This window comes from Candidatus Baltobacteraceae bacterium, assembly GCA_036489885.1.
Lineage (GTDB): Bacteria > Vulcanimicrobiota > Vulcanimicrobiia > Vulcanimicrobiales > Vulcanimicrobiaceae > JAFAMS01.
In genome coordinates this window covers 541280-568245 of sequence record DASXEW010000001.1, presented here as the reverse complement: position 1 = coordinate 568245, position 26966 = coordinate 541280, and the positions used below count along the sequence as shown (strand labels likewise).

Genomic DNA, 26966 nt, shown 5'->3' with positions numbered 1-26966 from the left:
ACGCTTCGGACCAGACGTCCGCCATTGGGCCGAAAGGACAGACCTACTTCACGAGATCGCCCACGGGCACGATCTGCACGTCATTGTCGGATGTGAGCCGCACGAGATTGGTGCGAAGCGCTTCGTACGTGTCCGGAGTGGCGTGCGCGACGACGATCGCGACGCCCGTGCGGCGCGCGAGATGCACCGCTTGCCGCAACATGTATGCAGCATAGCCTTCTTCATCATACGCATCGATCACGATGTCGCGCGAAGCAGTCGGAACGCGCCCACGTGCGACTTCGAAGTAAGTAGGCGAGCCCCCAGCCATCCCGTCGATGAGAAACGCTCCTGATGTCGCCAAGTCGTGCACGAGCGGTCCGGGACGCGGCGGATTCCCGGCGAGGGGCGTTATCACGCCGCCACCCCGAATTTGGTGCAAGCGCTTCTCAATTTGATCGACCGAACGCGCGCCGTCCGTATCGACGAGCAGCTCGTGCGGATCGGTCCGAAGCGTTTGCGACGGCGCATCCCCGGTCGCCGGAACTGCAAACGTTAGCGGATACGGGATCTGCATGAAGCGCTTGTCGAGCGTATCGTCGGCGCCGATCCCATCGATGACGATCGCCATGCGCACGCTATCGCCTTCGGCCGGGGAGCTATCCGGCGCCCAACCATCGGGGCGCTCGACGACCGCGTCGTCGACGAACGGCTCGTAGGGATCGAGCTGGCCCTCGCGTCCGCGTGCGCCGACGAGCGAGCGTTGGATCGGAACGGGCGCGATCTCGGGAACCTGCATCCTGGTCGGCATCGCCCCAACACGCTGCAGCTGTCCGCCAAGCATCCCGCCGCCAATCGAAAGAACGGCGACTCCTAAGATCGTCCCCCAGAACCAGTTGCCGAAGTTCTTCACGTCGCCGGCGCGCGAGCCGACAGAGCCCAAAGAAACGCCACGAGGAGGTAATTGGCGACGAGCGAGCTTCCTCCATATGAAAAGAACGGCAGCGTGATCCCGGTCAGCGGGAACAGATGCAGCACGCCCCCGACGATGATGAAGACTTGGAATCCCAGCGTCGCCGCAAGGCCTGTCGCCAGCAGCCTTCCATAAAGATCAGGCTTCTCGCGGGCAACGGCGAGCGCACGGAGCACGAGCGCGAGGAAAAGCGCGCAGACCGCGATCCCGCCGAGGGCTCCGAATTCTTCGCTATAGGCCGCGTAGACGTAGTCAGTCGCGACCGCGGGAATGTAGCCCGGTTTGCCGAGGCCATAGCCGGTTCCAAACAAGCCTCCGGCCGCAAGGGCAAATAGCGATTGCAGCGATTGATATCCGCTGCCGTACGGGTCCGCTAACGGATGCTTCCACGCTGCAATACGCAACGCTACGTACGTGTAGTGATGCATTGCCCAAAACGCCGCGAGACCGAACACTGCTATGCTCCCCGCAATCAAGTCGATGCGGCGCGTCGCAACATAGAGCATCGCCGAGAAAATCGCAAGCAAGAGCGCCGCGGTACCAACGTCGCGCTCGAACACGAGTATGCCCACGGATGTTCCCCATCCGATGAAGAGCGGGCCGAGGTATTTCGCATTCGCGCGCAACGACCACGGCCGGGCTTCCGCGATGACGTCGCCGGTTTCGGCCAGATACGCAGCCATGAACAACACGACGAACAGCTTGATGGCTTCGATCGGCTCGAATTGCACCGCGCCGATGCGGATCCACAGTTTTGCGCCGTTGACCTCTTGTCCGAAGAGCGCGACGAGAACGAACAAGACGATCGACGCCAGAATCCAAACGTACTTATAGCGTGCGAGCACGCGATAGCGGCGTAGCGCCGGGCCTATCGCGATGGCAGCGACGAGCGCAATCGTCAGCCAGATGAGCTGCCGGGCTGCGAGCACCGAATCGACTCGCACGATCGTGACGAGACCGATAGACGTTAGCACGATTGCGATCGCCGGCAGCACGTCGTCGCGCCGTTCGCCCGGGGGACGTGCGACGACCCACGCGAGTGCGAGAATCGCAAGCGCGATGACGAGCCAGTGTGGTCCGAGTCCAGGCGGCGGAACAAGCGCAAAAGCGAACGCGCCGATAATCAACGCGCCCAGCATCGGCGCGGCCGCGCGGCCGGCGCCGAGGATGTCAGCGAACAATATGAAGCGGGATCAGCGCCTCGTAGAGGAGCGCGACGACAACGATCACGGCCAGCACGACAAATGCGACGCCGAGCGCGCCGGAAAGACTTCGGCGCGCGGCGAGCTCCGCACCCAGCGAAATCGGAACTGTGAGATCGCGACCGACGATGACCGTCGCGCCGTCTTGGTTTCCACGCATCTTCAGCAACGCCAAGATACGATCGACGACCTCTGCCGAGCTGCCCGGCGAGCTGGCCGCGAACTCGAGCTCGTCGTTCGAGAGCGTCTTATGAACGCCGTCGCTGCACAGAATCAAACGATCGTCGTCGCCGAGCTCGAAATTCGTGACGGTCGCTTCGAGCGCCGGTTGCGTTCCGAGCGTGCGCGTGAGCAGGCTGCGCAATCGCGCGCCTGCACCGATCGTCATTTTTCCGCCGCCGCTGACCTCTGGTGCAATCGCATCGTCTTCAGTAAGCAGCGAAAGCTTTTCTTCACGTACGAGATATGCGCGCGATTCTCCGACGTGTCCGACATAGACGTGCGCACCGACGACGAGTGCGGCGGTCAGAGATGCGCCTGCGGCGACGAAATCATCGTGCGAGCCGCTCTGCGCGTAAATACGATTGTTGGCATGCGCGAAAGCCGCGAGCATCAAACGGCGCAGCGTAAGCGAACCGTTATTGCGCGACGCCAGCGTCCCGCTACGAATCTTGCGGCGAAAGAAATCGCGCAAGCTGGCGATCGCGGCATCGGCGACGCTTCCTCGTCCGATCGTGCCAAAACCATCGGCGACCGCGATCAATGCGACGTCAGGCGCGAGCGCTTCCGAGCAACACGCATCGGCGCTACGCTGATGTTGCGAGATTCCGAGCTCGGAGCCGACCGCTATTTCCATTCGTCCACCCCTACGTAGACAACATCCGTCGAACCTATTCTTACCCGATCCCCCGGATGAAGGAGCGCTTCGCGGACGAGAGATGTTCCATTCAGAAGCGTACCGTTCCGGCTTCCCAGGTCCTCAACATACGCGTCTATGCCCCGCCTTTCAATACGTGCGTGCACGCGGCTGACCGTCGGGTCCGCAAGACTGATCGCGGCGCTGGGAGAGCGGCCGATTAGCAGGCTATGAGCGGCCCGATAGCGCCTCCGCTCACCATCGTCCTCAACCTCAACCTCGAGCGCGAGCGGCGCGCCGCCCAAGTCCTCAGAGGCGACAACGTCGGACATTCTCCGCCTCGCGGTCAGAATGGCAAACAGTACAAGCGCGAGCACAAGTCCCAGCGACCAGAGTCTGGGGTTGGCGAGCGCGTCAGCCATCACCGATTTCTACTCTAAGCTCGGTGTCGCCGAGGATGACGACGTCACCCGGAACCAGACGCGTCGGGCCGGAAATTCGAATTCCGTTGACCTGCGTCCCATTCGTTGAGCCGGCATCTTCGACAATGACGCCTTCGTCAGTGCGCGTCAGGCGAGCGTGACGGCGCGAGACGCGCGGATCGACGAGATCGATCCCGTCTTCGGAACCGCGGCCGATACTGATCGTGCCTTCGATCGGCCATGCTGCGCCGAGCGGCACGCCACGTTTTACGCGAATCGCATAGCCGCGTGCGGAGGCTTCTTGTTCGTCACCTTGGACGGGATCGATAGCAACGGTGCCCGCGACCAGGGATTCATCTGCGTGCAGGATGACCCGCGCGCTCCGCTCGATCGAGAGGCCCAGCGCTGACGTCGTCCGCTCGAGTAACGCGCTCCACTCACGTTCGAGCTCGGCGCGCTCAGCGTGCAAACTCGCCAAATCGCGCGGGTGCAAGCGCACCAAATACGTTTCGGCCGGCGCGCTCTCCATCGTCGCGACGAGCTTGCGCGCAATTTGCGCCGGAGCGACGTCGCTCGGAAAGATGCGTGCAAACGTGCGCTCGACAAATTGGGCGCAGGCATCCTCGATTGCAGCAAACGGGTTCATGCCGGCTCACGACGTTCGAGAAGCGCGACGTAGAAGCCGTCGCGACGCTCGATTCCGGGCGGGAAACGCAAGTCGCCCGAGTCGAGACGCCACGCGCTGTATTTCGGCGCGGTGACGGGCCGCGAAAACTCCGGATGCTCGCGGAGAAACGTCTCTATCCGTTCGCCGGTCTCCACCGGACTGAACGTGCAGACTGAATAGACAAGGCGGCCACCGGGACGAACACGCTGCGATCCGCTTTCGAGCAGCTCGCTTTGGAGCGAGGCAAGGCGCGCCGGATCGCCCGGTTCTTTGCGCCAGCGCGCTTCGGGTTGGCGTCCAAGGATTCCGAGTCCCGAACACGGCGCATCGACGAGCACGAAGTCGGCATCTTGCCGCGCGACCTGCGTCTGGGTCGCATCACCCTCGTGCAGGCGCACGCTCTGCACCCCGAGCTCGTGCAGCCGGGCACGATCGAACGCAATCTTGTGCGCGTCGTGTTCGATTGTTTCCAGCGTTCCGCGATCGCGCGTGCGGCCGACGATCTCGAGCGTTTTGTTGCCGCGACCACTGCAGAGCTCGACGCCGTGCATCTCCGGCTGCGGATCGAGGACGTCGACGGGAACGGCAGCGATCTCGCCTTGTTGTTCCCAGCGCTGCTCCGCATCGGCGAGCACTTCGGGCGCTGCCCCGTCGACAAGGATGATCTCGCTCACCAAATCTGAACGTTTTGCGCCGATCGAACGCGACGCCAACACGTCAAGAGCTTCATCCGCCGTCGTGCGCAGCAAATTGACGCGCAACGCCGTCTGTGGCGGCTCGTTCATGCCGCTCAGCACCGCTTCGAGCTGCGAATCACCAAAGACGGCACGCGCGCTCGCGACAATCCAGGTCGGAAACGAATGCAGCGTTCCCAAGAAATCGTCGTCCGATTCGAATGTGTCACGCTGCGGCGTGCGACGTTCCGGTTCGAGTTCCGTAAGGCGGCGAAGCACCGCATTGACGAGCCCTGCCGTACCGCGATGCCCGTGTCGCTTCGCAAGTCCGACCGTTTCACTGACGGCTGCGTGTGTGGGCACCGCCATGCGCGCGATCTGATATGCGCCCAAGCGTAAGATCTCGAGTATCGTCGGCGGCAGCTCCGCCGTGCGCTTTCCGACGAAAGGCGCGAGCAGCCAATCCAAGTAGCGCCGCGCTTTGATCGAGCCGTAGGCAAGTTCGGCTGCGAAGGCACGGTCGCGCGCGTCGAGATTTGAGCGCCCAGCATGATAGTCGAACGACTCGTGCGCGCTACGCAAACGCCGGTCGCGTGCGAACACGTCACGCACGACGCCCAGGGCAAGCTCTCGCGCCCTCACGAACGCGCGAAGAGTGAGGCTGCGAACGCCTCGCCGCTCATCACGGAACGATTGGCGGGAACGATCCGGTCGATTGCAACGGCGCCCTCGCCGCACGCGACTGCCAACCCGTGCCGGATCTTGGAGGGCGTACCGGGCGCCTGTGTGGCGTTCGTTTCGAGCGGATGGGTCGCAACGATCTTTGCGCCGACGCCTTCGATCTCGCCCCGCGCGCATGGTTGCGGCGAGAGCGAGCGGACGAGCGCATCAACCTCGATCGCACGTCGCGACCAGTCAATGCGAAGATCGGGAGAACGCAGCGGTCGCGTGAGCGTCGCATCGATCTCGGCTTGCGCCGCGAACGTGGCTTGCGCAACCGGCTTGAGCTCCGCGCGCTCGGCGAGACGAATCGCGTTTACGAGCGCCTGGGCACCTAGCTCGGCCAATCGCGTTTCGAGCTCGCCGTAGGTTTCGCGAGCGCCGAGCGGCACTTGCTCGCGAATCAAAACGTCGCCCGTATCCATGCCGGCGTCCATGGCGATGATCGTTACACCCGTGACGGTGCAGCGGTCGCGAATCTGCGCTTGCAGCGGCGTCGCCCCACGGTAGAGCGGCAAGAGGCTCGGATGCACGTTGAAGGCGCCGATGCGCGGTATGTCGAGCACCGCTTGCGACAGAATCTCGCCATACGAGGCAACAACGAAGAGCTCCACATCGACTGCGCGCAGCTGCGGAGCGATCTCGCGCACGCTCTCCGGTTGCAAAACTTCGATCCCGAACTCGGACGCAAGGATCTTGACGGGAGGCGCTTGCAGCTTCTGTCCGCGTCCGGCCGGGCGGTCCGGTTGGGTGACGACGGCGACAACCTGCGTCGCATCGCGCAACGCTCGCAAACTCGGGACCGCAAATTGACTCGTCCCGAAGAAGACGCTCTTAAAGGTTCACCTTAGATTTCGACGGCTTCGGCTGCTTCGAGCTCTTCTTCGGTGACGGCCGGTCGAATGTTCTTGGCCTTGTCGACGTACAGGATCCCGTCGAGGTGATCCATTTCGTGTTGTAAGCAGCGTGAAAACAAATCGCCGCTGGCTTCGACCGAAATCTTGCGGCCATTGCGATCGAGACCTGCGCACACCACTCGCTCGAAGCGCGTGAGGTCGCCGATGAATCCGGGCACCGAAAGACAGCCCTCGACCGACTCGATCTCGCCCTCCGTGATCGTGAACTTCGGGTTGATGAACACGAATGGTCCGTGATTCTCGTCGTCGTCGTGCAAATGAATGACGAATATCCGCTTGCCGACGTCGATTTGCGGCGCCGCCAGTCCGATTCCGGGCGCGTTGTACATTGTCTCGAACATGTCATCGATCAACTGCTGAAAGAGCGGCTCGCGAAGCTCGTCGAGATCGACTTTCCTCGCGACCTTGCGCAGCGTGGGATGATCGTCGGTCAGAATCGGTCGGATGTACGGCATGGCAACGTTTATGAGACAGGTTTCGCGCCGAGAGGTTTGCGGGGCCTCCCGAAGCAAGCGCGGCTCGTGGTGACGACAGCGGCTCCATCGCCGTCCCGGCCGTATCCGCTGTGGCCGACGCTCGGGACAATCGTTCTGGTGCTGGGTGCAGGCTTCTTCGCGATGATCGTGGCCGGTATCCCAACCGTCATCACGCTCGGCACACCGATGAACCCGGGCGATGTCGGCGCCAACATCGTCGAAGCGGCCTTCTATCTCGGCGGACTCGCCGTGCTCGTTCCGATGCTCGAACGTGTTTCGCACCGCTCGCTTTCGCAGCTCGGCGTTCGGCCGCTCGACAAGTTCTCGTGGGCCGTCGTCGCCATTTTGCTCGTCGCGCTGCTGCTGATGCAAATCATCTATCAAGCAATCCTCGGCGCCTTCCATCAGGAGAATCATGTCCAAGCCGGCTTCGAACATTTCCGCGTCGTTTCGCCGGCCGCCGCGATCATGGTTTTGCTAACCGGCTCGCTCATCGCACCGATTGCGGAGGAGTTGTTTTTTCGGGGCCTGATCTTTAACGCGCTCGCGTCACGCATGCCCGTCCTTCTGGCGGCGGTCATCAGTGGTGTGTTGTTCGGACTCGGACACGGCGATCTCGTACTGTTCCCGGCGCTCACGCTCTTTGGGATACTGCAAGCAATCTGTTATCGCATCAGCGGTAATTTGATCGTGCCGATTATCGTGCACGCGGCGAACAATGCGATTCTCCTGGCCCTGATGATCGCCATCCCGGGATTTCGCTAAGCAGGCCAAGCGGTCCAGGTTTCGAAGGCGTCCTCACTCTGAGGGGAGGTCACATGGCCAGTGTTTCTGGGTCAACGGATGCCTTTCGCCTTGCGAAAGTCGCCGGGGTTCTTGCGGTCTGCGCTTCGGCTGTTTCCCAAGAGTACGGTAGCGGCATCAACTTCGTCATGGTGAACAGCCTTAGCCAATATCCGGCGGTTAAGTGGCTCGTTCCATTGGCGATGTTCGCTGCAGGAATCGTACTCATTCCCAAGGTCGCATTGTATGCACGGCTCTCATCCATCGCACCCCGCGCGGGTTCGAGCTACGTGTGGTTGACGCGCTCGCTGAATCTGCCGGTCGGATTCATCGCTGCGTTTCTTTGGTTCGTCGGCGTTGGCGCAGCCGGCGGGTTTCTCGCGTACGCAAGCTCGCCGTTCATCGGGTCGTTTCTGACCTCGATTGGCGTCGACGGCAGCTGGTGCACGACGGTGATCGGGCATCTCGTCATCGGCTTGGCGGCGATTTGGATCCTTTTCGCTCTGCATAATTCGGGCGTGCAAAACTACGCGACGTTCGTCTCCGTCATGTTCGTGCTCGTTTTGATCGCAGCGGCGCTAACGATCGCCTACGGTTTCGGGACGTCGCAGGACTTCTTCATACAAAGGGTCTCGGCAATCGTCCCCGGCATTACCGCGACGCCTCCGGATGCGTCTCCGCCGAGTATCAGCGCGTTCATATCGACGATAACGCTCTTCATGTTCGCGTACGGCGGGTTGACCGCTGCGACGTCGCTCGGTGGCGAAGCGCGCGAACCCCGCGAGAAGACGATGCCACGCGGCATCATCTACGGTTTCGCGACGGCGCTCGTGCTTTACACGCTGATCGCGTTCGCACTCTTCCACGCAGTTCCGTACTGGGCAGTCGGGCCGCTCATTCTCGCAAAGAAGCAAGCTCTCGCGACAACGCCCGGCTTAATCGGACTAATCGCACCCAAAGTAGCGTCCGCGTTCCTCAACTTCCTGGTCGCAGTCATCGTCGTCAAGACGATTGCGCCGGGGATGCTCGACTGTTCGCGGTATCTGTTCGCCTGGGCCAACGACGGGCTGCTGCCCGCTGCGTTCGGTCAGACGAACAAAAACAAAGCGCCGCAGCTCGCACTCATGACGATCGCTCTGCTCGATACGCTGTTTCTGTTCGAAGCAACGTTCATTGGTTGGTCGATCGGCGTCGTCGTTCGTTCGATCAGTCTCGTGCTCGTATTCGGGATGGTCGGCGTCGGCATCTACAACATGAAGTACGGGAGTGCGAAGAACAGCGAGCTCGCGCGGGTCGTCAAAGAACATCCGGACGTCCTGCTCTGGGCGCCGCTTGCGATCATCATCGCGATCATCCTGATTTCGAGCGTGATCGTGGTGCCGAAGGCTCCATGGTATTTCCAACCCAGCTTCCAAGGTCTGATCTCGATCTTGATCGCGATCTGGATCTACATGACGGCGGTCAAGCGTGACCCGAACGTCGCGGCCAAAGCCGCAGCCCATCTAACAGCCGAATAAGGCGCTCAAGCAGAGAGGCGTGCACGGCACGCCTCTCTTTCTTTTTCGGCTACCGAATCAGGCCGATGCGATCGGCTTGAAAATTTCCGTTCGCCCAAAATCCGAAAACGCGGATGTACATGCCCTGATGCAGGGTCAATCCCCGCGGATTGATGATGGTGCCCTGATGCAGATGCACGGGAACAACTTCACCGGCCGAACGGATATCCATCGTGAACGCGTTGAAATAGGTTACCGTCCCGCGAAGTTCATGCGTGCCGACGAACGGACCACCGGCTTGCTGCGCAACGATGACGGGCTGCTCGTCGACAACTGGGTTTGCCTGTGCGACCATCGGCGCTGTAAACGCCAGCACGCCCAGAGCCAGTGCGATTCCAAGAGAGGGGCGTTTCATCAAATTAGTCCTCCGAATTAAGCGGCTTCTCCACGAGAATATGCACCCAGACTGGGAAGCGTGCACTGAACCGCTCGCTTCTAACGGATTCTAAATCATATCGGCGCCCAAGATTGAACGCAGATTAGACGCGTCGCGATTACCGGGCGCGCGTTCGGTTTTTGCTCGGACCGATTACGAGCATGTCATCCCGAGCGTAGCAACGCAATGCGAAGTCGAGGGACAGCGACTATCTCGCTCCCGTCATCAGGAAGGTCCCCGCAGCAGATCGTCGATCAGGCTACCCGGATAAAACCTTGACATCAACCCGGCTGCCAAAAGCAGCAATCCCACGCCGCAAGAAATCGCGACAGCCTTAAGCCGCAGCGTGTCGACAACTAAGGCACGCCTGTAACGCGGAAAATCCCGGCGTAAGGTGGACGATAACCTGAATCCGCTTGCTGTTGCATAACCTCGGGTCACCTCTACAACTCGTCAGCCGCCTCCGGCCTGCTATCGCGCTTGGCGTAGATCTTTCCGGAACGCGAACAAACTCGCCATTAGGACCATAATAACTACGAAGGCCACCTCGCCGGCGATCGATCTCACTTGTCCGCCAAACGTCAACATTATACGTTAACCTTGCTTCGTTGTCGCTGTCCCTCGACTACGCGCCGCCATGCGGAGCTACGCTCGGGATGACAATATTGAGGCGAACCTTTGCGCCGAAGTGTCGACACGCCACAACCGAACGTGCGTGCGGCAATCGCGTTGCCGCTGTCCCTCGACTACGCGCCGCTACGCGGCGCTACGCTCGGGATGACAATCAGAGAATATACGCGCTTAGGTCGGTGTTGCCGGCGATTTGAGCAAGACGATCGCGTACGTAGGCTCCGTCGACCCGGACCGTTCCGGTTTTCTCGGGCGCTTCGAAGCTGACGTCTTCGAGCAACTTCTCAAGGACCGTGTGCAGACGGCGCGCGCCGATATTCTCTGTAACGTCGTTGACCTGGGTTGCGATACGTGCGAGCTCCGCAATCGCGTCCTGTGTAAACTCGAGCGTCACACCCTCGACGCTGAGCAGTTGTTTATATTGCTCGATCAATGCATTTTTCGGTTGCGTGAGAATCGTTTCGAAATCCGCCGCGGTCAGCGAATCGAGCTCGACGCGAATCGGAAAGCGTCCTTGCAGCTCGGGAATCAAATCCGACGGCTTGCTCGTGTGGAATGCGCCGGCCGCGATGAAGAGGACATGGTCCGTCTTGACCGGCCCGTACTTGGTGTTGACTGTGCTGCCTTCGACGATCGGCAGAATATCGCGCTGGACGCCTTCGCGTGAGACGTCCGGGCCGCCGCCACGATCACGTCCCGCGACCTTATCGATCTCGTCGACGAAGATGATGCCTTTCTCGCCGGCGCGGCGCAGCGCTTCGCGCTTGACGGCGTCCATGTCGATCAGCTTCTGTTCTTCCTCTTGCGCGAAGATGCGGCGCGCTTCCGCGACGGTGATGCGCTTGTGGACGCGGCGCTTCGGCAGCAAACCGCCCAGCATCTCGCCGATATCGGCTTGGCCGCCGGATGCGTCGCCGCCGATTACCCCGATCGGCATCGAGGCAGCTTCTTCCACTTCCACGTCGACAAGCCGCACGTCGTAAAAACCACGCAACACGTCGGCACGCGCCTGCTCGCGAGTATTTTGCGCGTTCGGATCGTTCGGTGCTTGTGGCGGAGCCTGGGTCTGCGTAGCCGCCGTCCCTGAAAAACCCGTCCCGCCGAAAATCGAGCCGAGCGCGGCAAACGGATTTTGCGCTGACTGTGGAGAGGGTGCGCGCGTTTCGGGATAGAGCAAATCGACGACGCGCTCGACCGCATTGGCATCCGCAGGCTCGATGACTTCCGCGCGACGCTCTTCACGGACCATGTGAATCGCGGCCTCTACCAGATCGCGCACCATCGACTCGACGTCCCGTCCGACATAGCCGACCTCGGTATATTTCGTGGCCTCGACTTTGACGAACGGCGCGTTTGCGAGCGTCGCCAAGCGCCGCGCGATCTCGGTCTTGCCGACGCCGGTCGGACCGATCATCAAAATGTTCTTCGGACTGACTTCGGCGCGCATCTCGTCGGCCAACTTCTCGCGGCGATAGCGATTGCGCATCGCGATTGCGACGGCGCGCTTGGCGTTCGCCTGTCCGACGATGTATTTGTCGAGCTCGGCGACGATTTGCCGCGGCGTAAGTTCGGGCATATCTCTAGAGCGTCTCCACCACGATGTCCGCGTTTGTATAGATATCGATCTTTCCCGCGATCTCGAGCGCCTTACGCGCGATCTCCTCGGGCGAGAGTGACGTGTTCTGGGACAGCGCGATTGCAGCGGCCTGCGCGTACGGTCCGCCGCTCCCTACGGCCGCGATACCATCGTCGGGCTCGATAACGTCCCCGGTCCCCGAAAGCACGAAGAGATGCTCGGCTGTCCCGACGATGAGCAGCGCCTCGAGGCGGCGGAGCGCGCGGTCTTGCCGCCAATCCTTGGCAAGCTCGACGGCAGCGCGCACGATATTGCTCTTGTATTCGTTAAGCTTGGCCTCGAATTTTTCGAGCAGCGTAATTCCGTCGGCTGCGGATCCCGCAAACCCGGCAATGGCACGACCCTCGGCGATGCGGCGCACCTTGCGCGCACTGTGCTTCATGATGGTCTTATCGAACGTGACTTGTCCGTCGCCGGCAACCGCCAGCTTGCCGTCGCGAAGGACGGCGAGAATCGTCGTTGAGTGAAAACGTGATGGCACTAGCTGAATTACCCGATCGAGGCTAGCAAAGTTCCGTGCGCCGCTTCCCATGCGGCGATCCGGACGAGCGCCCTCTCCGCGAGCACCCGGTGACGCTCGCGCTTGTGGCGCGGCAGGTCGGGCCCCGATGAAAAGTACGCCCAGGTGACATTGGCGGGTTGGAAATCGTGCGTCGCGGTGTTCTGAACGTGCGCAACGACCGCGCCCAGCGCCGTGTCGGCGGGGACGTCGATCGGCTCGATACCGATCAGCTCGCGCGCTGCCGCACGACCCGCGATCATCCCGCATGCCGCGGCTTCGACGTAACCTTCGGCGCCGGTGACCTGGCCCGCAAACGAAATGTTCGGATGTGAATGCAAGCGGAAAAACCGGTCGAGCAAACGCGGACTGTCGATGAACGTGTTGCGATGCATCACGCCGAGGCGGAGCCATTCGGCATTTTCCAGACCCGGGAATCGCCCGAAGACTTCCTTTTGCGCGGGCCACGTGAGGCGCGTTTGAAAGCCGACAAGATTGAGCGCCGAACCTTCGGCGTTCTCTTTTCGCAGCTGCACGACAGCGTAGGGAGCCTTCCCCGTGCGTGGATCGGCGAGCCCGACCGGTTTGAGCGGACCGAACCGCAATACGTCGTCGCCGCGATCGGCCATTTCTTCGATGGGCAGACAACCCTCGAAATACGTAGCCTTCTCGAATTCCTTGAGCTCGTGCCGCGGCTGCGTGCGCAAGTCGTTGATAAATTGCAGATAGGCATCGCGATCCAGCGGGATGTTGAGATAGTCGTCGCCGCCGCCCTTGTCGTAACGCGACTTGCGATACATCTTCGATTCGTCGATCGAATCGGTCGCGACGATCGGCGCGGCAGCATCGTAGTAGTGCAGACGGCCGCCGCCAACCAGATGATCGATCGAATCGGCGAGGCCGGCTCCGGGGAGCGGTCCGCACGCAACGATTGTGCGGCGATCGAGCGGAATCTCGCTGATCTCTTCGCGGCGCAGGCGGATTCGCGGATGCGCGCTGATCTGCGCTTCGATCTCGCCGCTGAACAGGACGCGATCGACGGCCAGGGCACCACCGGCCGGGACTGCATGCTTGCGCGCCGCCATCAAGATCAGCGAGCCGCAGCGGTGCAGTTCTTCTTTTAAAAGGCCGACTGCGTTCTCGAGCGCCGCTCCGCGCAGCGAATTGCTGCAGACGAGCTCGGCGAGGGCGTCCGTTTGATGCGCCGGCGAACGGCGCGCCGGCCGCATCTCATAGAGGTCGACCTCGACGCCCGCTTCCGCTGCTTGCCACGCGGCCTCGCAGCCGGCAAGGCCGCCGCCGATCACGACAAGCGCGTTAGACGGGGACATGCTCCAGATCGGCTTCGACCTCGTCGGCCGACGCCGACGTGCCGCCTTCGATTTGCTCGCCGCTCGAATCTTTGGCGCCTAGTTGCGAGAGATCGTGCTCTTTATCGGTCGAGCATTCGAAGCGAACCGTTCCACCGCGACGCGTCTTAGCCACGACGTACGATCCGCAGACCGGGCACGGCTCGGGAATCACGCGATCCCACGAGACAAAGTCGCACGCCGGATAGTTTGCGCAGCCGTAAAAGATGCGGCCCTTGCGCGATTTGCGTTCGACGATCTTGCCGCCGTCTTTGGGACACAGCGCGCCCGTGTCTTTGAGAATCGGTCGCGTCGTCTTGCACTCGGGATAACCGGTGCACGAGATGAACCGTCCGAAACGTCCCGTCTTGATCACCATCGGACGGCCACACTTCGGGCAGATCTCGTCGGTGGGTTCATCGCGAATTTCGAGTTTGGGAAGCTTCTTCTCGGCTTCGTCGAGCTCGCGCTTGAAATCGCCGTAGAACTCCGAGAGCAGGATGCGCGTCGGTTCCCAACCATCGTCCGACTCCTCGATGCGGTCCAGCCGCTGCTCCATGTTGGCCGTAAAATTGACGTCGACGATGTCCGGGAAATGCTCGACCAGCAGATCGTTGACGGCAAACCCGATCTCGGTCGGATGGAAGCGCCGCTCGATCTGTTCGACGTACGTGCGCGCCTGAATCGTCTCGACGATTGTGCTGTACGTCGACGGCCGGCCGATCCGGTTCTCCTCGAGCGCACGCACGAGCGTCGCTTCGGTGTAGCGCGGGGGCGGCTCTGTAAAGTGCTGCTTTGGGTCCAGGGCTCGCAGATCGAGCCCCTGTTCCGCCTCGAGAACCGGCAGCATCACGCGGGGCTTTATGACCTTTCCGTTCTTGCTCTTGGCGGCAGGCGGCGCTGCATTCGCGGCATCCTCAGACGTGCTCTCGTCGTAGACTGCCGTGAAGCCGGCGAACTTCAGCACGCTTCCCGTCGCGCGGAAAACGTGCGTGTGCCCAGCGCCCTTGGACTCGCAATCGACGGTCGTCTGATCGTAGACTGCGGCTGCCATTTGAGATGCGACGAAACGCTCCCAGATGAGCGTATACAAGCGAAGCTCGTCGCGCTTGAGGAACTGCGACATGCGCTCGGGCGTCCGCTCGACCGCTGTCGGCCGGATCGCTTCGTGCGCGTCCTGCGCGCCTTCACGCAGCTTGTGCTGGCGGAACGGTCCGACGAAATCCTTGCCGTAGGTCGCATCGACGTAGCTGACCGCCGAGTCGCGTGCAGCGTCTGAGATGCGCGTCGAATCGGTGCGCATGTAGGTGATCAGACCGACAGTCCCTTCGGACCCGAGGTCCATACCTTCGTAGAGCGCCTGCGCGAGCTGCATGACGCGCCGGACGCGAATTCGCAAACGGCGCGAGGCCTCTTGCTGAAGCGTCGAGGTCGTAAACGGCGGGGCGGGATTGCGGCGCTGCTCGCGCTGTTTGATGGTCGCGACGCGCCAGGGCGCATGCTCGACGGCCGTGACGATCTCATCGGCCAAAGCCTTGTTCGAAATTTCGATCCGCTCGCCGTCACGCGAATAGAACTCGGCGGGGAAAACCATCTCGCCGCTGCCCGGCGCCAGCGTTGCGGTGATCGACCAATATTCTTTCGCAACGAAGGCCTGAATCTCGCGTTCGCGATCGACGACCAGCCGGACCGCTACGGATTGTACGCGTCCGGCCGAAAGGCCGCCACGCAGCTTGGCCCAGAGCAGAGGCGAAATCTTATAGCCGACGAGGCGGTCGAGAATCCGGCGCGCCTGCTGCGCGTTCACGAGCGGGATCTTGATCTTGTGCGGATCTCTGAGCGCGGCAAGCGTCGCGTCTTTGGTGATCTCGTGGAGCTCGATACGCTTGGGATCTTGCAGCTTCAGAAGCTCGGCAAGGTGCCACGCAATCGATTCGCCTTCGCGGTCGGGGTCGGTCGCGAGATACACATCGGTCGCCGATTTGACAGCCGAGCGCAGCTCCTTGATGATCTCGCCCTTCCCTTTAATAGTGAGATATTTGGGAACGAAGCCATTGTCGACGTCGACACCAAGCGTGCTCTTTGGAAGATCACGAACGTGACCCACCGAGGCTTTAACTGCGTAGCGCCCCGGTAGGAATTTCTTGATCGTCCGAGCTTTGGTCGGCGACTCTACGATTATGAGTGGCCTCGCCAAGCTATCTCGCCTCCCTCAGAAAATGGAGCAAGCCGCCCCAAAAAAACGCCCTCAGTATAGCGCCCGCGTCAAGTGGGTGTCGAGGAAGGCGAACACATCGCACGACAAAAGTTGCATAAAACGTCGCTCCGGTGTACGATGCAAGCAACTGTGTCGCCGCTCGGCGGTCGGCACAACCTTTTCCGAGTCGGAGGAGTAATGGACGATACAATGATGGGCATGGTAGCGCCCGCACCGGCGAAAAAGAAACGTCGTCGCCGGAAAAAGAAGGCTGCCGTTGCTGCCACTGGTCGCAAGAAAGCCCGTAAGGGCGGTCGCAAAAAGGCCAGCAAGAAAAAGGGCGGCGCTCGCAAGAAAAAGGGCGGACGCAAAAAGGGCGGCGCACGTAAGAAAAAAGGCGGCGCTCGCAAGAAAAAGGGCGCGGCACGTAAGAAAAAAGGCGGCGCTCGCAAGAAAAAGGGCGGACGTCGCAAGAAGAAGTAACGCCGACCGGCCGTAACAATTCAAGAGCGATTCAGACGAATCGCTCTTCTTTTTATATTGCTTTTGCGGCCGCGGAGGACGCGACGTCGGGCGCTTTTCCACCGTGTTCTTCGACCCAATGACACGCGGCGAAATGTCCGCCACCGTAGTCTTTGAAGGCCGGAACTTCGACTTTGCAGCGATCAAACGCAACCGGGCAACGCGTGTGAAAACGGCAGCCCGGCGGCGGATTTACCGGTGAGGGAATGTCGCCTTTGAGCACGATGCGCTTGCGTTGACGCTCCTTGACCGGGTCCGGAATCGGAACTGCCGACAGGAGCGATTGCGTGTACGGGTGCAGCGGATTCTCATAGAGCGCATCGCGGTCGGCGAGCTCGACGATCTTCCCGACATACATGACGGCGACGCGGGTCGCAATGTGCCGGATCACCGAGAGATCGTGCGCGATAAACAGATACGTCAATCCGAGCTGCTGCTGCAAATCCTCGAGCAGGTTGATGACCTGCGCCTGAATCGAAACGTCGAGCGCAGAAACCGGCTCGTCGGCAACGATGAATTTCGGCCCAACCGCGAGGGCTCGCGCGACGCCGACGCGTTGGCGTTGTCCGCCGGAGAATTCGTGCGGATAGCGGTTGGCGTGGTAAGGCTGGAGCCCGACCATTTTCAGCAGCTCTTGGCAGCGCACTTCCGCTGCTTTGCCTTTGGCAATGTTGTGAATCTCGAGCGGTTCCGTAATAATGGCGCCGACGGTCATACGCGGATTGAGGCTGGCGTACGGATCCTGAAAGATGATCTGCATTTCTTTACGCAGGGCGCGCAAATCGGATCCGGCCAGATTCGTGATGTCACGCCCGCTGAACTCGATCGTTCCTTTGGTCGACGGCGTCAGCCGCAAGATCACACGGCCGGCTGTCGTTTTTCCAGAGCCGGATTCACCGACCAAGCCCATCGTCTCGCCGGCGCGAACTGCCAAATCGATGCCGTCGACGGCTCGCACGTCGGCGACGTGACGCGAGAAAATCCCAGCATTTATTGGGAAATACTTGAAAAGATCACGCACGACGAGGATGTCGGTCTTGCCATTTGGCACCACGGCCGTGCTCACGTTGCGAGCTCCTGCGGCGTTTCCGCGACCTGATCGAGCGAGACGGTCGGCGCGCTCTGGACCGGAAGCGTGCGAATACCTTCGGTGCGTTTGTCGTACAGAAGGCAGCGCGCGACGTGACCGTCTTTGAAGTCGAAGAGGGGAACTGCCTCGTCGCAAACGGGCATCCGGTAACGGCAGCGCGCGGCAAAACTGCAGCCGCTCGGAAGCCGCAAGAGGTTCGGGGGCTGGCCTTCGATTGGGACGAGACGCTTGTGTTCTTTGTCGTCGAGCCGCGGGAGTGATTCCAGCAATCCCATCGTGTACGGCATCTTCGGCGACGCGAAAATTTGATCGGCGGTCCCATATTCGACCATGTCGCCGGCGTACATGACGAGCACGTTCTTGCAGGTCTCGGCGACGACGCCCAAATCGTGCGTAATGAGGACGATCGCCATCCCCAGACGCTGCTGCATCTCGTTCATCAGCTCGAGAATCTGGGCTTGAATCGTCACGTCGAGCGCCGTTGTCGGCTCGTCGGCGATCAGCACTTCCGGATCGCACGAGAGCGCCATCGCAATCATGACGCGCTGCCGCATGCCACCTGAAAACTGATGCGGATAGTCCTTGATGCGTTTTTCCGGAACCGGGATTTTCACGAGCCGCAACATCTCGACAGCCTTATCCCAGGCTTCTTTTTTCGACATCTTCAGGTGCAGCTGGACTGCTTCTGCAATCTGCTCGCCGACCGTCAGCACCGGATTGAGCGACGTCATCGGATCCTGGAAGATCATCGCGATGTCTTTGCCGCGAATTTTCCGCATCTCCGATTCGCTCTTCTTCAGGAGGCTCTCGCCCTTGAAGTTGATCTCGCCGCCGTCGAAACGGCCGGGCGGTGAGGGGATGAGGCGCATGATCGAAAGCGCGCTGACTGATTTGCCGCTGCCGGATTCACCGACGATGCCGAGCGTCGAACCCTTTTCGATAGCGTACGACAATCCGTTGACGGCCCGAACGATGCCGTCTTCGGTCTTGAAGCTGACGCGAAGGCTCTTGACCTCGAGAAGACTCACGGGGAGCCTAGATGCCCGTCAACGACAACAAGGTCCCGAAAAAAATGAAGCTGATCGCGATGTAGGCGGTAAACCGCGCGATCTGTGCGTCGCCGCCGAACCGTCCGCGATATGCGCTCTCGGTGCGACCACCGATCGTCCCCGAGAGGCCCTCTTGTTTCGTGGTTTGGATTGCAAGCAGTCCGATCAACAAGACCGCGGAAAAAATGAAGATACCGGCAAAGACATGCGTCAGCCACGGCGCGTTCATCGCAATCGCGCTGCGCGACGGATTGAGCGCGTGTTGGAGTTGCTGCTGAAATTGCGCTTGCTGTTGCGGGCTCAGCGTCGCCGTAGCAGCTGCGCTGGCCGACGCAACAGGCGCTGCCGGAGCCGCTAAAAAAGCCAGTATCCCTGAAATCACCCGCCTCCCATTTGACGGCGGGTTCTACCCCGCCTCTGGACGTTTTTAGACGGATGCGGGGGTGCCGAGCGGCGTGCGAATGCGTTCTACGATCGCTTCGGCGGACAATCCGACCTGTGCACGTTGCTTGGGCTGCGAGTTTTGCTGCATCAAGACGTTCGGACAGCCGATCCGCTCGACGCTCGTCCGAATCCGGCGATCGTTGAGCAGCTCGACGACGGCCGATCCAAACCCACCGTCCAAACTGTGCTCTTCGAGCGTCATCAGACGATCGTGCGTGAGTGCAAGCTCGCACATCAGCCGCTCATCGAGCGGTTTCGCAAAGCGCGCGTTCACGACGGTCGGCGCAGCTTCGCCCGCGGCTACGAGCATATCGCGCGCATCGAGCGCGATATCGACACAGTTTCCGTACGCGACGAGCGCCGTGCCGCTTCCCTCATGCAAGACTTCGGCCTTGCCATGCTCGATCGGAGCAACGGGGATTTGATGCTTACCGCTTGTGCTTCCACGCGGATAGCGAATCGCTGCCGGCGTCCCGAGCGACACTGCGTGCGCCATCATCGGAAGCAGCTCATCCTCGTTGCGCGGCGCCATGACCGTCATGTTCGGGAGCGTGCGCATGTACGCAATGTCGTACAAACCCATATGCGTCGGACCGTCATCGCCGACGAAGCCGGCACGGTCCATACAGAAGATCACAGGCAAGTTCTGTACCACGACGTCGTGCACGATCTGATCGTAGGCACGCTGCAAGAACGTTGAGTAGATCGAAACGATCGGCCGCAATCCGGACGCTGCGGCTCCCGCTGCGAAGCATACTGCGTGCGCCTCGGCGATGCCGACGTCGAAATACCTGTCCGGAAAGCGCTTGTGGAACTTGGCGAGCTGCGTGCCGTCTGGCATCGCAGCCGTAATCCCGATGATGCGAGAATCCTTTTCCGCTAAGTCGATCAACGCATCGGCGAAGGCTTCCGAGTGCGACTTGCGCGCGCCGGCCTTCTTCTCGATTTTACCGTTCTCGATGTCGAACGCGCCGCATCCGTGGAAGGTCCGCGAGTCCAGCTCGGCTGGATCGTAGCCTTTACCTTTAACGGTGTGGACGTGCACGAGAACCGGTCCCTTGACCTTGCGTGCATTCGAGAGAACGTCGACGAGCATGTCATAATCGTGTCCGTCGATCGGACCGATGTAGCGGAAACCCATTTCTTCGAAGATGACGCCGGCTTTGTGCTCGGGGGACCAAAACCGCATCGTTGCGACCTCACCGGTCGTGATCGCGCGCCCGACCGTGCCGCCAAACGGGATGCGTCCGAGGACGCCTTTCACTTTTTCACGGGCCGTATTGTAGAGCGGTTTTGAGCGTAAAACTGCGAGGTATGACGCAATCGATCCGACGTTGGGGGCGATCGACATCTCGTTGTCGTTGAGAATTACGATCAAGTTCGACTTGAGCTGACCCGCGTTGTTGATCGCCTCGTATGCCAAGCCGCCCGTCAGCGCGCCGTCACCGATCACCGCGACGACGGTGTGATCGAGGCCCGCGAGATCGCGCGCTTGCACCATCCCGAGCGCAGCTGAAACCGACGTGGATGCATGTCCCGCACCGAACACATCGTAGACCGATTCGCTCCGCATCGAGAATCCCGAAATGCCGCCGCCTTGCCGTAACGTCGGAAAGCGGTCTTTGCGTCCGGTCAATAGCTTGTGCACGTAGCTCTGATGGCTAACGTCCCAGACGATCTTGTCCTCGGGAAGGTCGAGAACGTTGTGAAGCGCCATCGTTAGCTCAACAACGCCGAGATTTGGCGCGAGATGGCCGCCGGTTTTCGAACACACGTCAACGAGGGTGCGACGAATATCGTTCGCTAGCTCGTCGATCTCTTCACGCTTCAGCGCCTTGATGTCAGCCGGTTTGGAGATGCGGTCGAGGATCATAGAGGCCCCTTTTTCGATCTGCCCCTGCCATACCCGTTTGAAGGCCGCTTCCTCCCTGGCACGGTAGCTTTCCAAGCAATGGCCGAAGGGCAAATACGGGCGCCCGCAGACGCGAAGCGTTCGGGACGCGCGTTGCGGGACGTGGCCCGCACCGTTTCCACGGTATGCAATCCGTTCGTCGTCCCGCTCGTACTCTTCGTCTTACTCTGCGCCGGAACGACGCATACGTTCGGGCAGTTTTGGTATCGCCTGAGCGTCTGCGCGCTCTTCACCTCGATCGGGCCGATGCTGTTCTTGCTCTGGCTGTATGCGAGCGACCGCATCAGCGACTTGGACATGTCGGACCGCGAGGAGCGCCGCAAGGTCTTCACCGTCTTTATCATCTTCTACGTGATCGGGACCGGGATGCTGCTCTTGACCCATGCGCCCGCCATCCTCACGGCATCGATGGCCGGTTACACCGCGGCCGCCATCGTCGTCCAGCAGATCACGCGGTTCTGGAAGATCAGCACCCACGCAGTCGGCATCACGGCGCCACTCGTCGCGCTGACCTATTTGTACGGCTGGGATCCTCTACCGTTCTTGATCCTGATACCGCTGGTCGGATGGTCGCGCGTCTACCTCAAAGCTCACACGATCGCGCAAGTTTGCGCCGGAACGTTGCTCGGCGCGCTCTCAGTCGTGCTGTTCTTCCGGATCTTCCGCATCAACTAGCAAAGCTCGTGCGCGCTCCAGCCACGTGTGCGCCGTCTCGCCATCACGCGGCGGATAGAAAATGAATCCCCGCGCGCGCAGCTCGTGATACAGCCGATCGTCGCTCAGCTTTGCGGCGAGGAGCGCATCGATCTCGGCGACGGAACGCGCGACGTCGGGCTTCGGCGACTGCGCCCGGTACGCGCGAATTGCATCCTCGACGCTCCGATAGCTCAGATCGTAATCTTGGTGCAGGTACGTCCGAAACAGCGTTGCGAGCGGCGTCATCGTGCACTCGGATAGGCTGTGATGACAGTGTAGCCGGCCGGAAGTGCGGGGCGATGCTCGAGGATGACGTCAGCATCGGCACTGGGCTGGATCGCGTCCGTATCATAGCGAAAAACGCGCCCGATCGAACGATCGAAATGTACGTGTAAATCAAGGTTTCCGGAGCGATTTGCACTCATCCAACGCGCGATTTTCCCTTGATTTTCCGCGAATGCGGCATCCACGGTCTGCTGTGCCGTACCTGCGTCATCGAAGGTCGAGACATCGTGGTGCGTGCGCACTGCGCGGTCGTGTAAAGCCTGATCGCTCTGCGCGACGTGCCGCCGCAAGGTGTGTCCGTCTTCGCCTTCGATCGCGCGCAACTCGGGGCTGTGATAGGCCTCGGTCGCCGCGGGGCTCGCATCGATGCGATCGACCGCGAGCGAGAGCACGGGCGTCGTTGCCGAAGGCAAGCACGCTTTGAAGCCGTTTTCGCCAAGTACGCCGCTTGCGCCGGTAAGGACACGGAAGTCGATCGCCACCCGCCAGTGATAGCGGACGGCGATTGCTTACGTGTTACCGATACGCGTCAGGATGTCGTGAGCGAAGACGACCTGCGGATTTTCTTCGGCCAAGAGCGCGCGGATTGCCGCCCCAAACGCCATCGGCTCGCCGGTGGTCGCGTAAAGCGTCGTGCCGCTGCCTTCAGGGATTCCGAGCTCCCGGACGACCTTCTCAGCGGCTTGCGCTTGCGCTATTGCCGGATCAAGCCGTATCAATCCGTCGCCGAAAATCTCGGCGAAATGCGGATCGAGGATCGGATAGTGCGTACACCCCAAGACCAGCACGTCCAAGTCGCGCGAAAACGGCTCGCACGCCTCCTCGACTGCGGCACGCACTGCGCGACCGTTGTAGCGGCCGGCTTCAACAAGCGGAACGAGGGCGGGCGCCGCGACTTCCTCAACCTGAACGCCGGGGACGCGCGCACGGATCGCGTTTCCGTAGGCGCCCGTTTGCGTGGTGACGGTCGTTGCGAGGACTCCGACTTTGCGTGCGCCCATCGCGGCGATCGTTTCAGCCGCGTTATCGATGAGGTTCAGAACGGGGACGTTGCTCGCGGGCCAGCCATGCTTTATCGCGACCGCGCACGTGGTGTTGCACGCGACGACGATCGCATCGGAAGCTACGCCTTGCAGATAGACGATGTTGTCGCGCAAGAACCCGAGCAGCTCGTCGTCGGAGCGATCGCCGTACGGCACGTGCGCTTGATCGGCGAGATAGGTGATGTCGTGATGCGGCAGCCGGCGCCGCAATTGCTGGAGTACGGTCAATCCGCCGAGACCGGAGTCAAAGATCCCGAGCATGTACTCTCGTTAAAAGCTCCCCTGCTGCACCGAAACAGAGCTTGAGGGTTGACCGGCGTAATCCTTGATGCCGTCGGCGATGCCGACCGCAATCTGTTGACGGAAGTTCGGAGAACGTAAGCGCACCGCATCCTCTGCATTCGAGACGAAGGCAGTCTCGATCAGCGCGGCGGGCATCGTCGTGCGATGAATGACATAAAAGCGTTCGCGCACGACACCGTCGTCTTTCGTTCCAAGCAACGCGATCAAGCGAGCCTGAATGGCTGCGGCGAGCGGCCGATCTTGCGGTTTGTAATAGTAGGACGTGGTGCCGCTCGGCACGCTCGACGTACTCGAGTTGGCGTGAATCGAGACAAACATCCGCGCGCCGGCATTGTTCGCGACGTCAACACGCGCTTGCAACTCCGCAACGTCGGAGGCGTTCGGTCCATAAACGTCGCGATCCGTATCGCGCGTCAAGTGCACGATCCAACCGCGCGCGATCAGCAGTGTACGCAAGCGCAGCGCAATGTCGAGCGTGATCTCTTTTTCGACCAAACCGTTGTGCATCGCGCCCGTGTCGCTCCCCCCATGCCCGGGATCGAGCACGATCAGGCGGGGATTCGAACCGGGCGGCGGGATTGCGCCCGGGACCGGCGCGATGTCGGACGGCGTTGCCGTCGGCACGACCGCAACGTTTCCGGCGCCGGTCATGCCGCTGCCGACTTGCGCGATAAAATCTCCGGTGGCATCGACATCCGCAATCGTAATCGTCAAACCTTGCGCATCCGGGATGACGTCGAGACGGCGGTTCGGCGTCATCGTCAGTGCGAAACGCACCGTTGGGACGGTCGCGCTTTGGAGCTGACTCATCCGGTAGCCTTGCACGAATGCAACCGGCGGACGATCGTCATGCGCAGCCGACGTCAGCGTCGCGTTCGGGAAATCAATGTAGAAGCGATCGATGCCCAAGCGGTGCCATTCAAATGAAAGGCCGGGCGACGTCGCAATGTGGATCAGCAGGGCATCGGGCGCCGGGTTCTCGACGTCCAGGCCCGTCACAACGGACGACGTCGTCACGGGCGCAGGCGCGGATAGCGGCGTTTGGAGCGGCACTCCGTAGGGCGTCGGCACCGCGGTCGGGACGACCGTCGGAATCGGCATGGACGTCACGGGAGCGGCCTGGGTCGAGGGCTGCACGGCTACGGCCACGAGAGCGGCCGCTGCGGCTACGCTGCGGTAGATCGGGCTTACACCCTGCGAGGGGATGAGAATCCCGCTTTGGGCGACGTCCGGAGCCCCAAACGCGAAATCGAGCTCATTGCGGCTCGTCGAGGGCAAGAGGACGCGCGCCGCGCCGGGCGTCGTCTGAAAGGTCACGACCGTCGTTGGGTTGCGCGCACTTCCTGCGACTGTAATGTCGATGCGTCCGAGGCCCGGCAAATCAACCGCACGCGACGGCGACAAGGTCGAAGACGCACCCCTGAAAACGAGCGTCATCCGTCCCGGCTCGTCGATATCTTTTGTGAAGCGCAGCGGCGTTCCGCCGATCAACGAAACGAGCGTCCTGCGCCCTTCGCTGCGCACGCTGAGCGCGCCGATTTGCGGCTGCAGCACGTACTGCCCGCCTTCGAGAACCGGCTCGACGTACAACGCACGGGCGAGCGTCAGAAACGGCAGATAGACGTCATTGCCGTCGATGTATGCACGCAACGGCACGTTTTCACCGCCGGAGCTGGTTTGAAAGTGCGGCACGCCGAGCGTAAACGTGAGCGTGCGACGGTCGGCGGTCGTGATTACGACGTAGCGCGAGCTCGGCTCCCATGAAAGCGTCGCTCCGACGCGTGCGAGAAACCGCTGAAGTCCGGGATCGCTGCCGCGGACTGCAATTTCATTGTCGACCCTATCGGCATGTTCGAAGATCAATTGCGTTCCGGCGAACCAGAACGGCGGAATCGCGGCGAACGATTGCGCGTTTACCGGCGCGGCTGCAAAAGCAAAAGCGCAGCTCAGCCACAGCAGCGCAAGCGCTGCGGCTTTACCAGCTCGAACGCGCAAGCGGCTCATCGAGCTCCAAGTGACCTCCGGGAAGAGTTGCGACGCGCGAACCGTCGATGCGAATTGAAACCGCATCGATTCCGCGAATCGCCGTCAGCGTCCATACGAGCGATTTGAACATGCCGGATTCATCGAAACTTCCGCCGCCGTACTTGTTCACGTCGCCGGAAAGATCGACGATCGCACTGTCTGCGTGCAAATCTAAGGAAAGCAAATGCGTTCCCGACGGAAAGCGTATGGCTTCGACGCCTGAGGGCGGTCCGGCGACCGCTTGCGTCGCAGCGTAAAACGCGATGCTTTGCGTGTCGTGCGCCGTGCCGAGCGTCACACTGTACGGCACTTCAGTCGTACCGTCGTACTTAGTGTAGTACACGGTTACCGTACCGCTCTTGACGCTCGGGCCGCCGCGGTGATTGAAGTAATACCAACCCGCAGCAATAGCAAGAACGAACACCGTGATGAGAGCGAGGCCGCGCAAGAATCGCACGGACTGTTTTTTTCGCCTATTGCGCGGATTCGGCCTGTTATGCGGCGGCTAAGATTTCGATGAGACGTTCTGCGGCAAGCGCGGGACTGCTGAGAACCGGCTTCTGAAGGTTCGCCGGCAGCTTTGCCGTCAGCGGCGACATGCTGACTTGCGCGAGAAGCGCGACGTCGACGCGCTCGAGCAGCGAAGGCAACGCATCCAAGAGTATGCGATCGTGCGTGTCGCGATCGCCGCGACGCAACGCCTCCATGGCGGCTGCGTGAAAGCTTGGAACGATCTCGATCACCGTCCCCGTGCGAGCGGCCGCCTCGTTGAGCAGAACGACTTGCTGATCGAGTCCGGCCTGAACGGTCGCGAGCACGCCGATGCGTCGTCCGAGCACGATCGCTTTGTCGACCATCGTTTGATCCACGGCCATGATCGGCAGCGAACCGAAGCGTCTGCGCATCTCAGGAACGGCCGTCGAATATGCCGTGCACGTCAATAACACCGCATCGACGTTAGCTTTTTGCAGCAGGCCGATTACGATTTCCATGCGATCCAGCGTCTCGGGAACGAGACCGCCCAAGCGCTCTGCCTCCGAAAGCAGACCTTCATCGAGCACATTGATGAGGCGTACATCCGGAAGACGCTGCGCCAGCACGTCGCGCATCGGCGCGAGCGCGGGCAGGACCGCGTGGACGAGGCCGACGGTTTTCATGAGCGAATCTCTTCGGAATGAAACGAATCTCTCTTCTCGCCTGCCTGCTTCTTCTCGTCGCACAACCGGCGATCGCGCAGCAAGCTGCGCCCGCCTCGCAAGCGCGCATCAATATTACCGGATGGCGCCTCGAATGCGATGCGCAGACGAAGCTCGCGTGCCACCTCAGCAATCAGATTACCCAGTTGCCGACCGGAGGTCTGATCATCTCGATGACGATGGTCCCGGTTGCCAATGGAAAGATCCAGCTGACGATGCAGGTCCCGCTCGGCGCGGCGGTGGGCACGCCGATCAGCGTCAACTTGGGCAACGGCGTAACGCAGAACTATCCGTATCTGACATGCTCGCAGCAAGGATGCTTCGCGACCGCAACCGTGCAGGACGCCGTGCTGACGGCGATGCGCGCAGGCAAAGTCGAGATGAAAGTGACGTACACGATTCTCGATCAGACCTTGACGCCGCACGACATCAATGCGTCGATCGCGTTGACCGGTTTCCCCGAAGTCTACGACAAGCTGAAGTAGACGC

The 26966-nt window shown here is 61.3% G+C and carries 27 protein-coding genes and 1 pseudogene; 5 read left to right on the top strand and 23 right to left on the bottom strand.

Annotated features, from left to right (window positions below):
• Positions 1-43 precede the first annotated feature (43 nt).
• From VGG22_02700 to def, 8 genes and pseudogenes are all read right to left on the bottom strand, one after another.
• Positions 44-892: a divergent polysaccharide deacetylase family protein gene (locus tag VGG22_02700; GenBank protein ID HEY1727272.1), complete on the bottom strand. Its 849-nt coding sequence runs from the start codon at positions 890-892 to the stop codon at positions 44-46.
• Positions 889-2133 (bottom strand): FtsW/RodA/SpoVE family cell cycle protein, encoded by a 1245-nt coding sequence (locus tag VGG22_02695; GenBank protein ID HEY1727271.1) that lies wholly within the window; start codon positions 2131-2133, stop codon positions 889-891. Before VGG22_02695 ends, VGG22_02700 begins: the two co-directional genes overlap by 4 nt.
• Positions 2123-3010, bottom strand: coding sequence for a protein phosphatase 2C domain-containing protein (locus VGG22_02690; GenBank protein HEY1727270.1), 888 nt, complete (start codon positions 3008-3010; stop codon positions 2123-2125). The genes VGG22_02695 and VGG22_02690 overlap by 11 nt, the downstream gene beginning before the upstream one ends.
• Complete coding sequence (locus VGG22_02685; GenBank protein ID HEY1727269.1) at positions 3001-3432, bottom strand: FHA domain-containing protein; 432 nt, start codon at positions 3430-3432, stop codon at positions 3001-3003. Before VGG22_02685 ends, VGG22_02690 begins: the two co-directional genes overlap by 10 nt.
• Positions 3425-4078: an FhaA domain-containing protein gene (locus VGG22_02680; protein ID HEY1727268.1), complete on the bottom strand. Its 654-nt coding sequence runs from the start codon at positions 4076-4078 to the stop codon at positions 3425-3427. The genes VGG22_02685 and VGG22_02680 overlap by 8 nt, the downstream gene beginning before the upstream one ends.
• The gene (locus VGG22_02675) at positions 4075-5415 is read right to left on the bottom strand and encodes a transcription antitermination factor NusB (GenBank protein HEY1727267.1); all 1341 of its coding nucleotides are present in this window, start codon (positions 5413-5415) and stop codon (positions 4075-4077) included. The genes VGG22_02680 and VGG22_02675 overlap by 4 nt, the downstream gene beginning before the upstream one ends.
• Positions 5412-6317 (bottom strand): annotated as a pseudogene (gene fmt, locus VGG22_02670) (methionyl-tRNA formyltransferase). Before fmt ends, VGG22_02675 begins: the two are co-directional and overlap by 4 nt.
• Before the next feature lie 23 nt (positions 6318-6340).
• Positions 6341-6865, bottom strand: a complete 525-nt coding sequence (gene def / locus VGG22_02665) for a peptide deformylase (protein HEY1727266.1) — start codon at positions 6863-6865, stop codon at positions 6341-6343.
• A gap of 69 nt (positions 6866-6934) precedes the next feature.
• Here def and VGG22_02660 point away from each other — a divergent pair, with 69 nt between their 5' ends.
• On the top strand, positions 6935-7651 hold the full coding sequence (locus tag VGG22_02660) for a type II CAAX endopeptidase family protein (protein HEY1727265.1): 717 nt from the start codon (positions 6935-6937) through the stop codon (positions 7649-7651).
• A 53-nt stretch (positions 7652-7704) separates the two neighbouring features.
• Positions 7705-9186 carry an APC family permease gene (locus VGG22_02655; GenBank protein ID HEY1727264.1) on the top strand — a complete coding sequence of 494 codons (1482 nt, stop codon included), beginning with the start codon at positions 7705-7707 and terminating at the stop codon, positions 9184-9186.
• A gap of 49 nt (positions 9187-9235) precedes the next feature.
• Here VGG22_02655 and VGG22_02650 read toward each other — a convergent pair whose 3' ends face one another.
• The 5 genes from VGG22_02650 to topA all read right to left on the bottom strand — a co-directional run bounded on the left by VGG22_02650 (position 9236) and on the right by topA (position 15912).
• Positions 9236-9580 (bottom strand): hypothetical protein, encoded by a 345-nt coding sequence (locus VGG22_02650; protein HEY1727263.1) that lies wholly within the window; start codon positions 9578-9580, stop codon positions 9236-9238.
• Between the two features lie 805 nt (positions 9581-10385).
• Positions 10386-11807: an ATP-dependent protease ATPase subunit HslU gene (gene hslU, locus VGG22_02645; protein ID HEY1727262.1), complete on the bottom strand. Its 1422-nt coding sequence runs from the start codon at positions 11805-11807 to the stop codon at positions 10386-10388.
• Positions 11808-11811: 4 nt separating this feature from the next.
• Positions 11812-12348 carry an ATP-dependent protease subunit HslV gene (gene hslV / locus VGG22_02640; protein HEY1727261.1) on the bottom strand — a complete coding sequence of 179 codons (537 nt, stop codon included), beginning with the start codon at positions 12346-12348 and terminating at the stop codon, positions 11812-11814.
• Between the two features lie 8 nt (positions 12349-12356).
• Positions 12357-13697: a methylenetetrahydrofolate--tRNA-(uracil(54)-C(5))-methyltransferase (FADH(2)-oxidizing) TrmFO gene (trmFO, locus tag VGG22_02635; GenBank protein ID HEY1727260.1), complete on the bottom strand. Its 1341-nt coding sequence runs from the start codon at positions 13695-13697 to the stop codon at positions 12357-12359.
• Positions 13684-15912, bottom strand: a complete 2229-nt coding sequence (gene topA / locus VGG22_02630; GenBank protein HEY1727259.1) for a type I DNA topoisomerase — start codon at positions 15910-15912, stop codon at positions 13684-13686. The genes trmFO and topA overlap by 14 nt, the downstream gene beginning before the upstream one ends.
• A 198-nt stretch (positions 15913-16110) precedes the next feature.
• Between topA and VGG22_02625 the strand changes: the two genes are divergently transcribed.
• Entirely contained in the window at positions 16111-16395 is a 285-nt protein-coding gene (locus VGG22_02625; GenBank protein ID HEY1727258.1) for a hypothetical protein, read from the top strand.
• A 52-nt stretch (positions 16396-16447) separates the two neighbouring features.
• On the opposite strand, the gene VGG22_02620 is transcribed toward VGG22_02625, so the two are convergent.
• Genes VGG22_02620 through dxs form a run of 4 tightly spaced genes read right to left on the bottom strand, consistent with a single transcriptional unit; the run spans position 16448 to position 20890 of the window.
• Positions 16448-17500: an oligopeptide/dipeptide ABC transporter ATP-binding protein gene (locus VGG22_02620; protein HEY1727257.1), complete on the bottom strand. Its 1053-nt coding sequence runs from the start codon at positions 17498-17500 to the stop codon at positions 16448-16450.
• Positions 17497-18552: an ABC transporter ATP-binding protein gene (locus tag VGG22_02615; GenBank protein HEY1727256.1), complete on the bottom strand. Its 1056-nt coding sequence runs from the start codon at positions 18550-18552 to the stop codon at positions 17497-17499. The genes VGG22_02620 and VGG22_02615 overlap by 4 nt, the downstream gene beginning before the upstream one ends.
• Before the next feature lie 7 nt (positions 18553-18559).
• Positions 18560-18955 carry a preprotein translocase subunit SecG gene (gene secG / locus VGG22_02610; GenBank protein ID HEY1727255.1) on the bottom strand — a complete coding sequence of 132 codons (396 nt, stop codon included), beginning with the start codon at positions 18953-18955 and terminating at the stop codon, positions 18560-18562.
• 45 nt (positions 18956-19000) lie between these two features.
• Positions 19001-20890 carry a 1-deoxy-D-xylulose-5-phosphate synthase gene (dxs, locus tag VGG22_02605; GenBank protein HEY1727254.1) on the bottom strand — a complete coding sequence of 630 codons (1890 nt, stop codon included), beginning with the start codon at positions 20888-20890 and terminating at the stop codon, positions 19001-19003.
• Positions 20891-21031: 141 nt separating this feature from the next.
• Here dxs and VGG22_02600 point away from each other — a divergent pair, with 141 nt between their 5' ends.
• Positions 21032-21604 carry a phosphatase PAP2 family protein gene (locus VGG22_02600; protein ID HEY1727253.1) on the top strand — a complete coding sequence of 191 codons (573 nt, stop codon included), beginning with the start codon at positions 21032-21034 and terminating at the stop codon, positions 21602-21604.
• On the opposite strand, the gene VGG22_02595 is transcribed toward VGG22_02600, so the two are convergent.
• Genes VGG22_02595 through VGG22_02570 form a run of 6 tightly spaced genes read right to left on the bottom strand, consistent with a single transcriptional unit; the run spans position 21566 to position 26438 of the window.
• Positions 21566-21871 (bottom strand): contact-dependent growth inhibition system immunity protein, encoded by a 306-nt coding sequence (locus VGG22_02595; GenBank protein HEY1727252.1) that lies wholly within the window; start codon positions 21869-21871, stop codon positions 21566-21568. The genes VGG22_02600 and VGG22_02595 overlap by 39 nt on opposite strands.
• On the bottom strand, positions 21868-22392 hold the full coding sequence (locus VGG22_02590) for an RNase A-like domain-containing protein (GenBank protein HEY1727251.1): 525 nt from the start codon (positions 22390-22392) through the stop codon (positions 21868-21870). The genes VGG22_02595 and VGG22_02590 overlap by 4 nt, the downstream gene beginning before the upstream one ends.
• A 27-nt stretch (positions 22393-22419) precedes the next feature.
• Entirely contained in the window at positions 22420-23214 is a 795-nt protein-coding gene (gene murI / locus VGG22_02585) for a glutamate racemase (protein HEY1727250.1), read from the bottom strand.
• Between the two features lie 9 nt (positions 23215-23223).
• Positions 23224-25260, bottom strand: coding sequence for an N-acetylmuramoyl-L-alanine amidase (locus VGG22_02580; GenBank protein ID HEY1727249.1), 2037 nt, complete (start codon positions 25258-25260; stop codon positions 23224-23226).
• The gene (locus VGG22_02575; protein HEY1727248.1) at positions 25232-25738 is read right to left on the bottom strand and encodes a GerMN domain-containing protein; all 507 of its coding nucleotides are present in this window, start codon (positions 25736-25738) and stop codon (positions 25232-25234) included. Before VGG22_02575 ends, VGG22_02580 begins: the two co-directional genes overlap by 29 nt.
• A gap of 37 nt (positions 25739-25775) precedes the next feature.
• On the bottom strand, positions 25776-26438 hold the full coding sequence (locus VGG22_02570) for an aspartate/glutamate racemase family protein (GenBank protein HEY1727247.1): 663 nt from the start codon (positions 26436-26438) through the stop codon (positions 25776-25778).
• Positions 26439-26455: 17 nt separating this feature from the next.
• On the opposite strand from VGG22_02570, the gene VGG22_02565 reads away from it, so the two are divergent.
• The gene (locus VGG22_02565; protein ID HEY1727246.1) at positions 26456-26962 is read left to right on the top strand and encodes an invasion associated locus B family protein; all 507 of its coding nucleotides are present in this window, start codon (positions 26456-26458) and stop codon (positions 26960-26962) included.
• The last annotated feature ends 4 nt before the right edge of the window (positions 26963-26966 follow it).

Bases quoted from the DNA above. Each gene is read 5' to 3' on its own strand.
- VGG22_02690 (HEY1727270.1), bottom strand. From the start codon at position 3,010: ATGGAAATAGCGGTCGGCTCCGAGCTCGGAATCTCGCAACATCAGCGT.
- VGG22_02685 (HEY1727269.1), bottom strand. From the start codon at position 3,432: ATGGCTGACGCGCTCGCCAACCCCAGACTCTGGTCGCTGGGACTTGTG.
- VGG22_02680 (HEY1727268.1), bottom strand. From the start codon at position 4,078: ATGAACCCGTTTGCTGCAATCGAGGATGCCTGCGCCCAATTTGTCGAG.
- def (HEY1727266.1), bottom strand. From the start codon at position 6,865: ATGCCGTACATCCGACCGATTCTGACCGACGATCATCCCACGCTGCGC.
- VGG22_02655 (HEY1727264.1), top strand. From the start codon at position 7,705: ATGGCCAGTGTTTCTGGGTCAACGGATGCCTTTCGCCTTGCGAAAGTC.
- VGG22_02650 (HEY1727263.1), bottom strand. From the start codon at position 9,580: ATGAAACGCCCCTCTCTTGGAATCGCACTGGCTCTGGGCGTGCTGGCG.
- hslU (HEY1727262.1), bottom strand. From the start codon at position 11,807: ATGCCCGAACTTACGCCGCGGCAAATCGTCGCCGAGCTCGACAAATAC.
- trmFO (HEY1727260.1), bottom strand. From the start codon at position 13,697: ATGTCCCCGTCTAACGCGCTTGTCGTGATCGGCGGCGGCCTTGCCGGC.
- VGG22_02625 (HEY1727258.1), top strand. From the start codon at position 16,111: ATGGACGATACAATGATGGGCATGGTAGCGCCCGCACCGGCGAAAAAG.
- dxs (HEY1727254.1), bottom strand. From the start codon at position 20,890: ATGATCCTCGACCGCATCTCCAAACCGGCTGACATCAAGGCGCTGAAG.
- VGG22_02595 (HEY1727252.1), bottom strand. From the start codon at position 21,871: ATGACGCCGCTCGCAACGCTGTTTCGGACGTACCTGCACCAAGATTAC.
- murI (HEY1727250.1), bottom strand. From the start codon at position 23,214: ATGCTCGGGATCTTTGACTCCGGTCTCGGCGGATTGACCGTACTCCAG.
- VGG22_02580 (HEY1727249.1), bottom strand. From the start codon at position 25,260: ATGAGCCGCTTGCGCGTTCGAGCTGGTAAAGCCGCAGCGCTTGCGCTG.
- VGG22_02570 (HEY1727247.1), bottom strand. From the start codon at position 26,438: ATGAAAACCGTCGGCCTCGTCCACGCGGTCCTGCCCGCGCTCGCGCCG.
- VGG22_02565 (HEY1727246.1), top strand. From the start codon at position 26,456: ATGAAACGAATCTCTCTTCTCGCCTGCCTGCTTCTTCTCGTCGCACAA.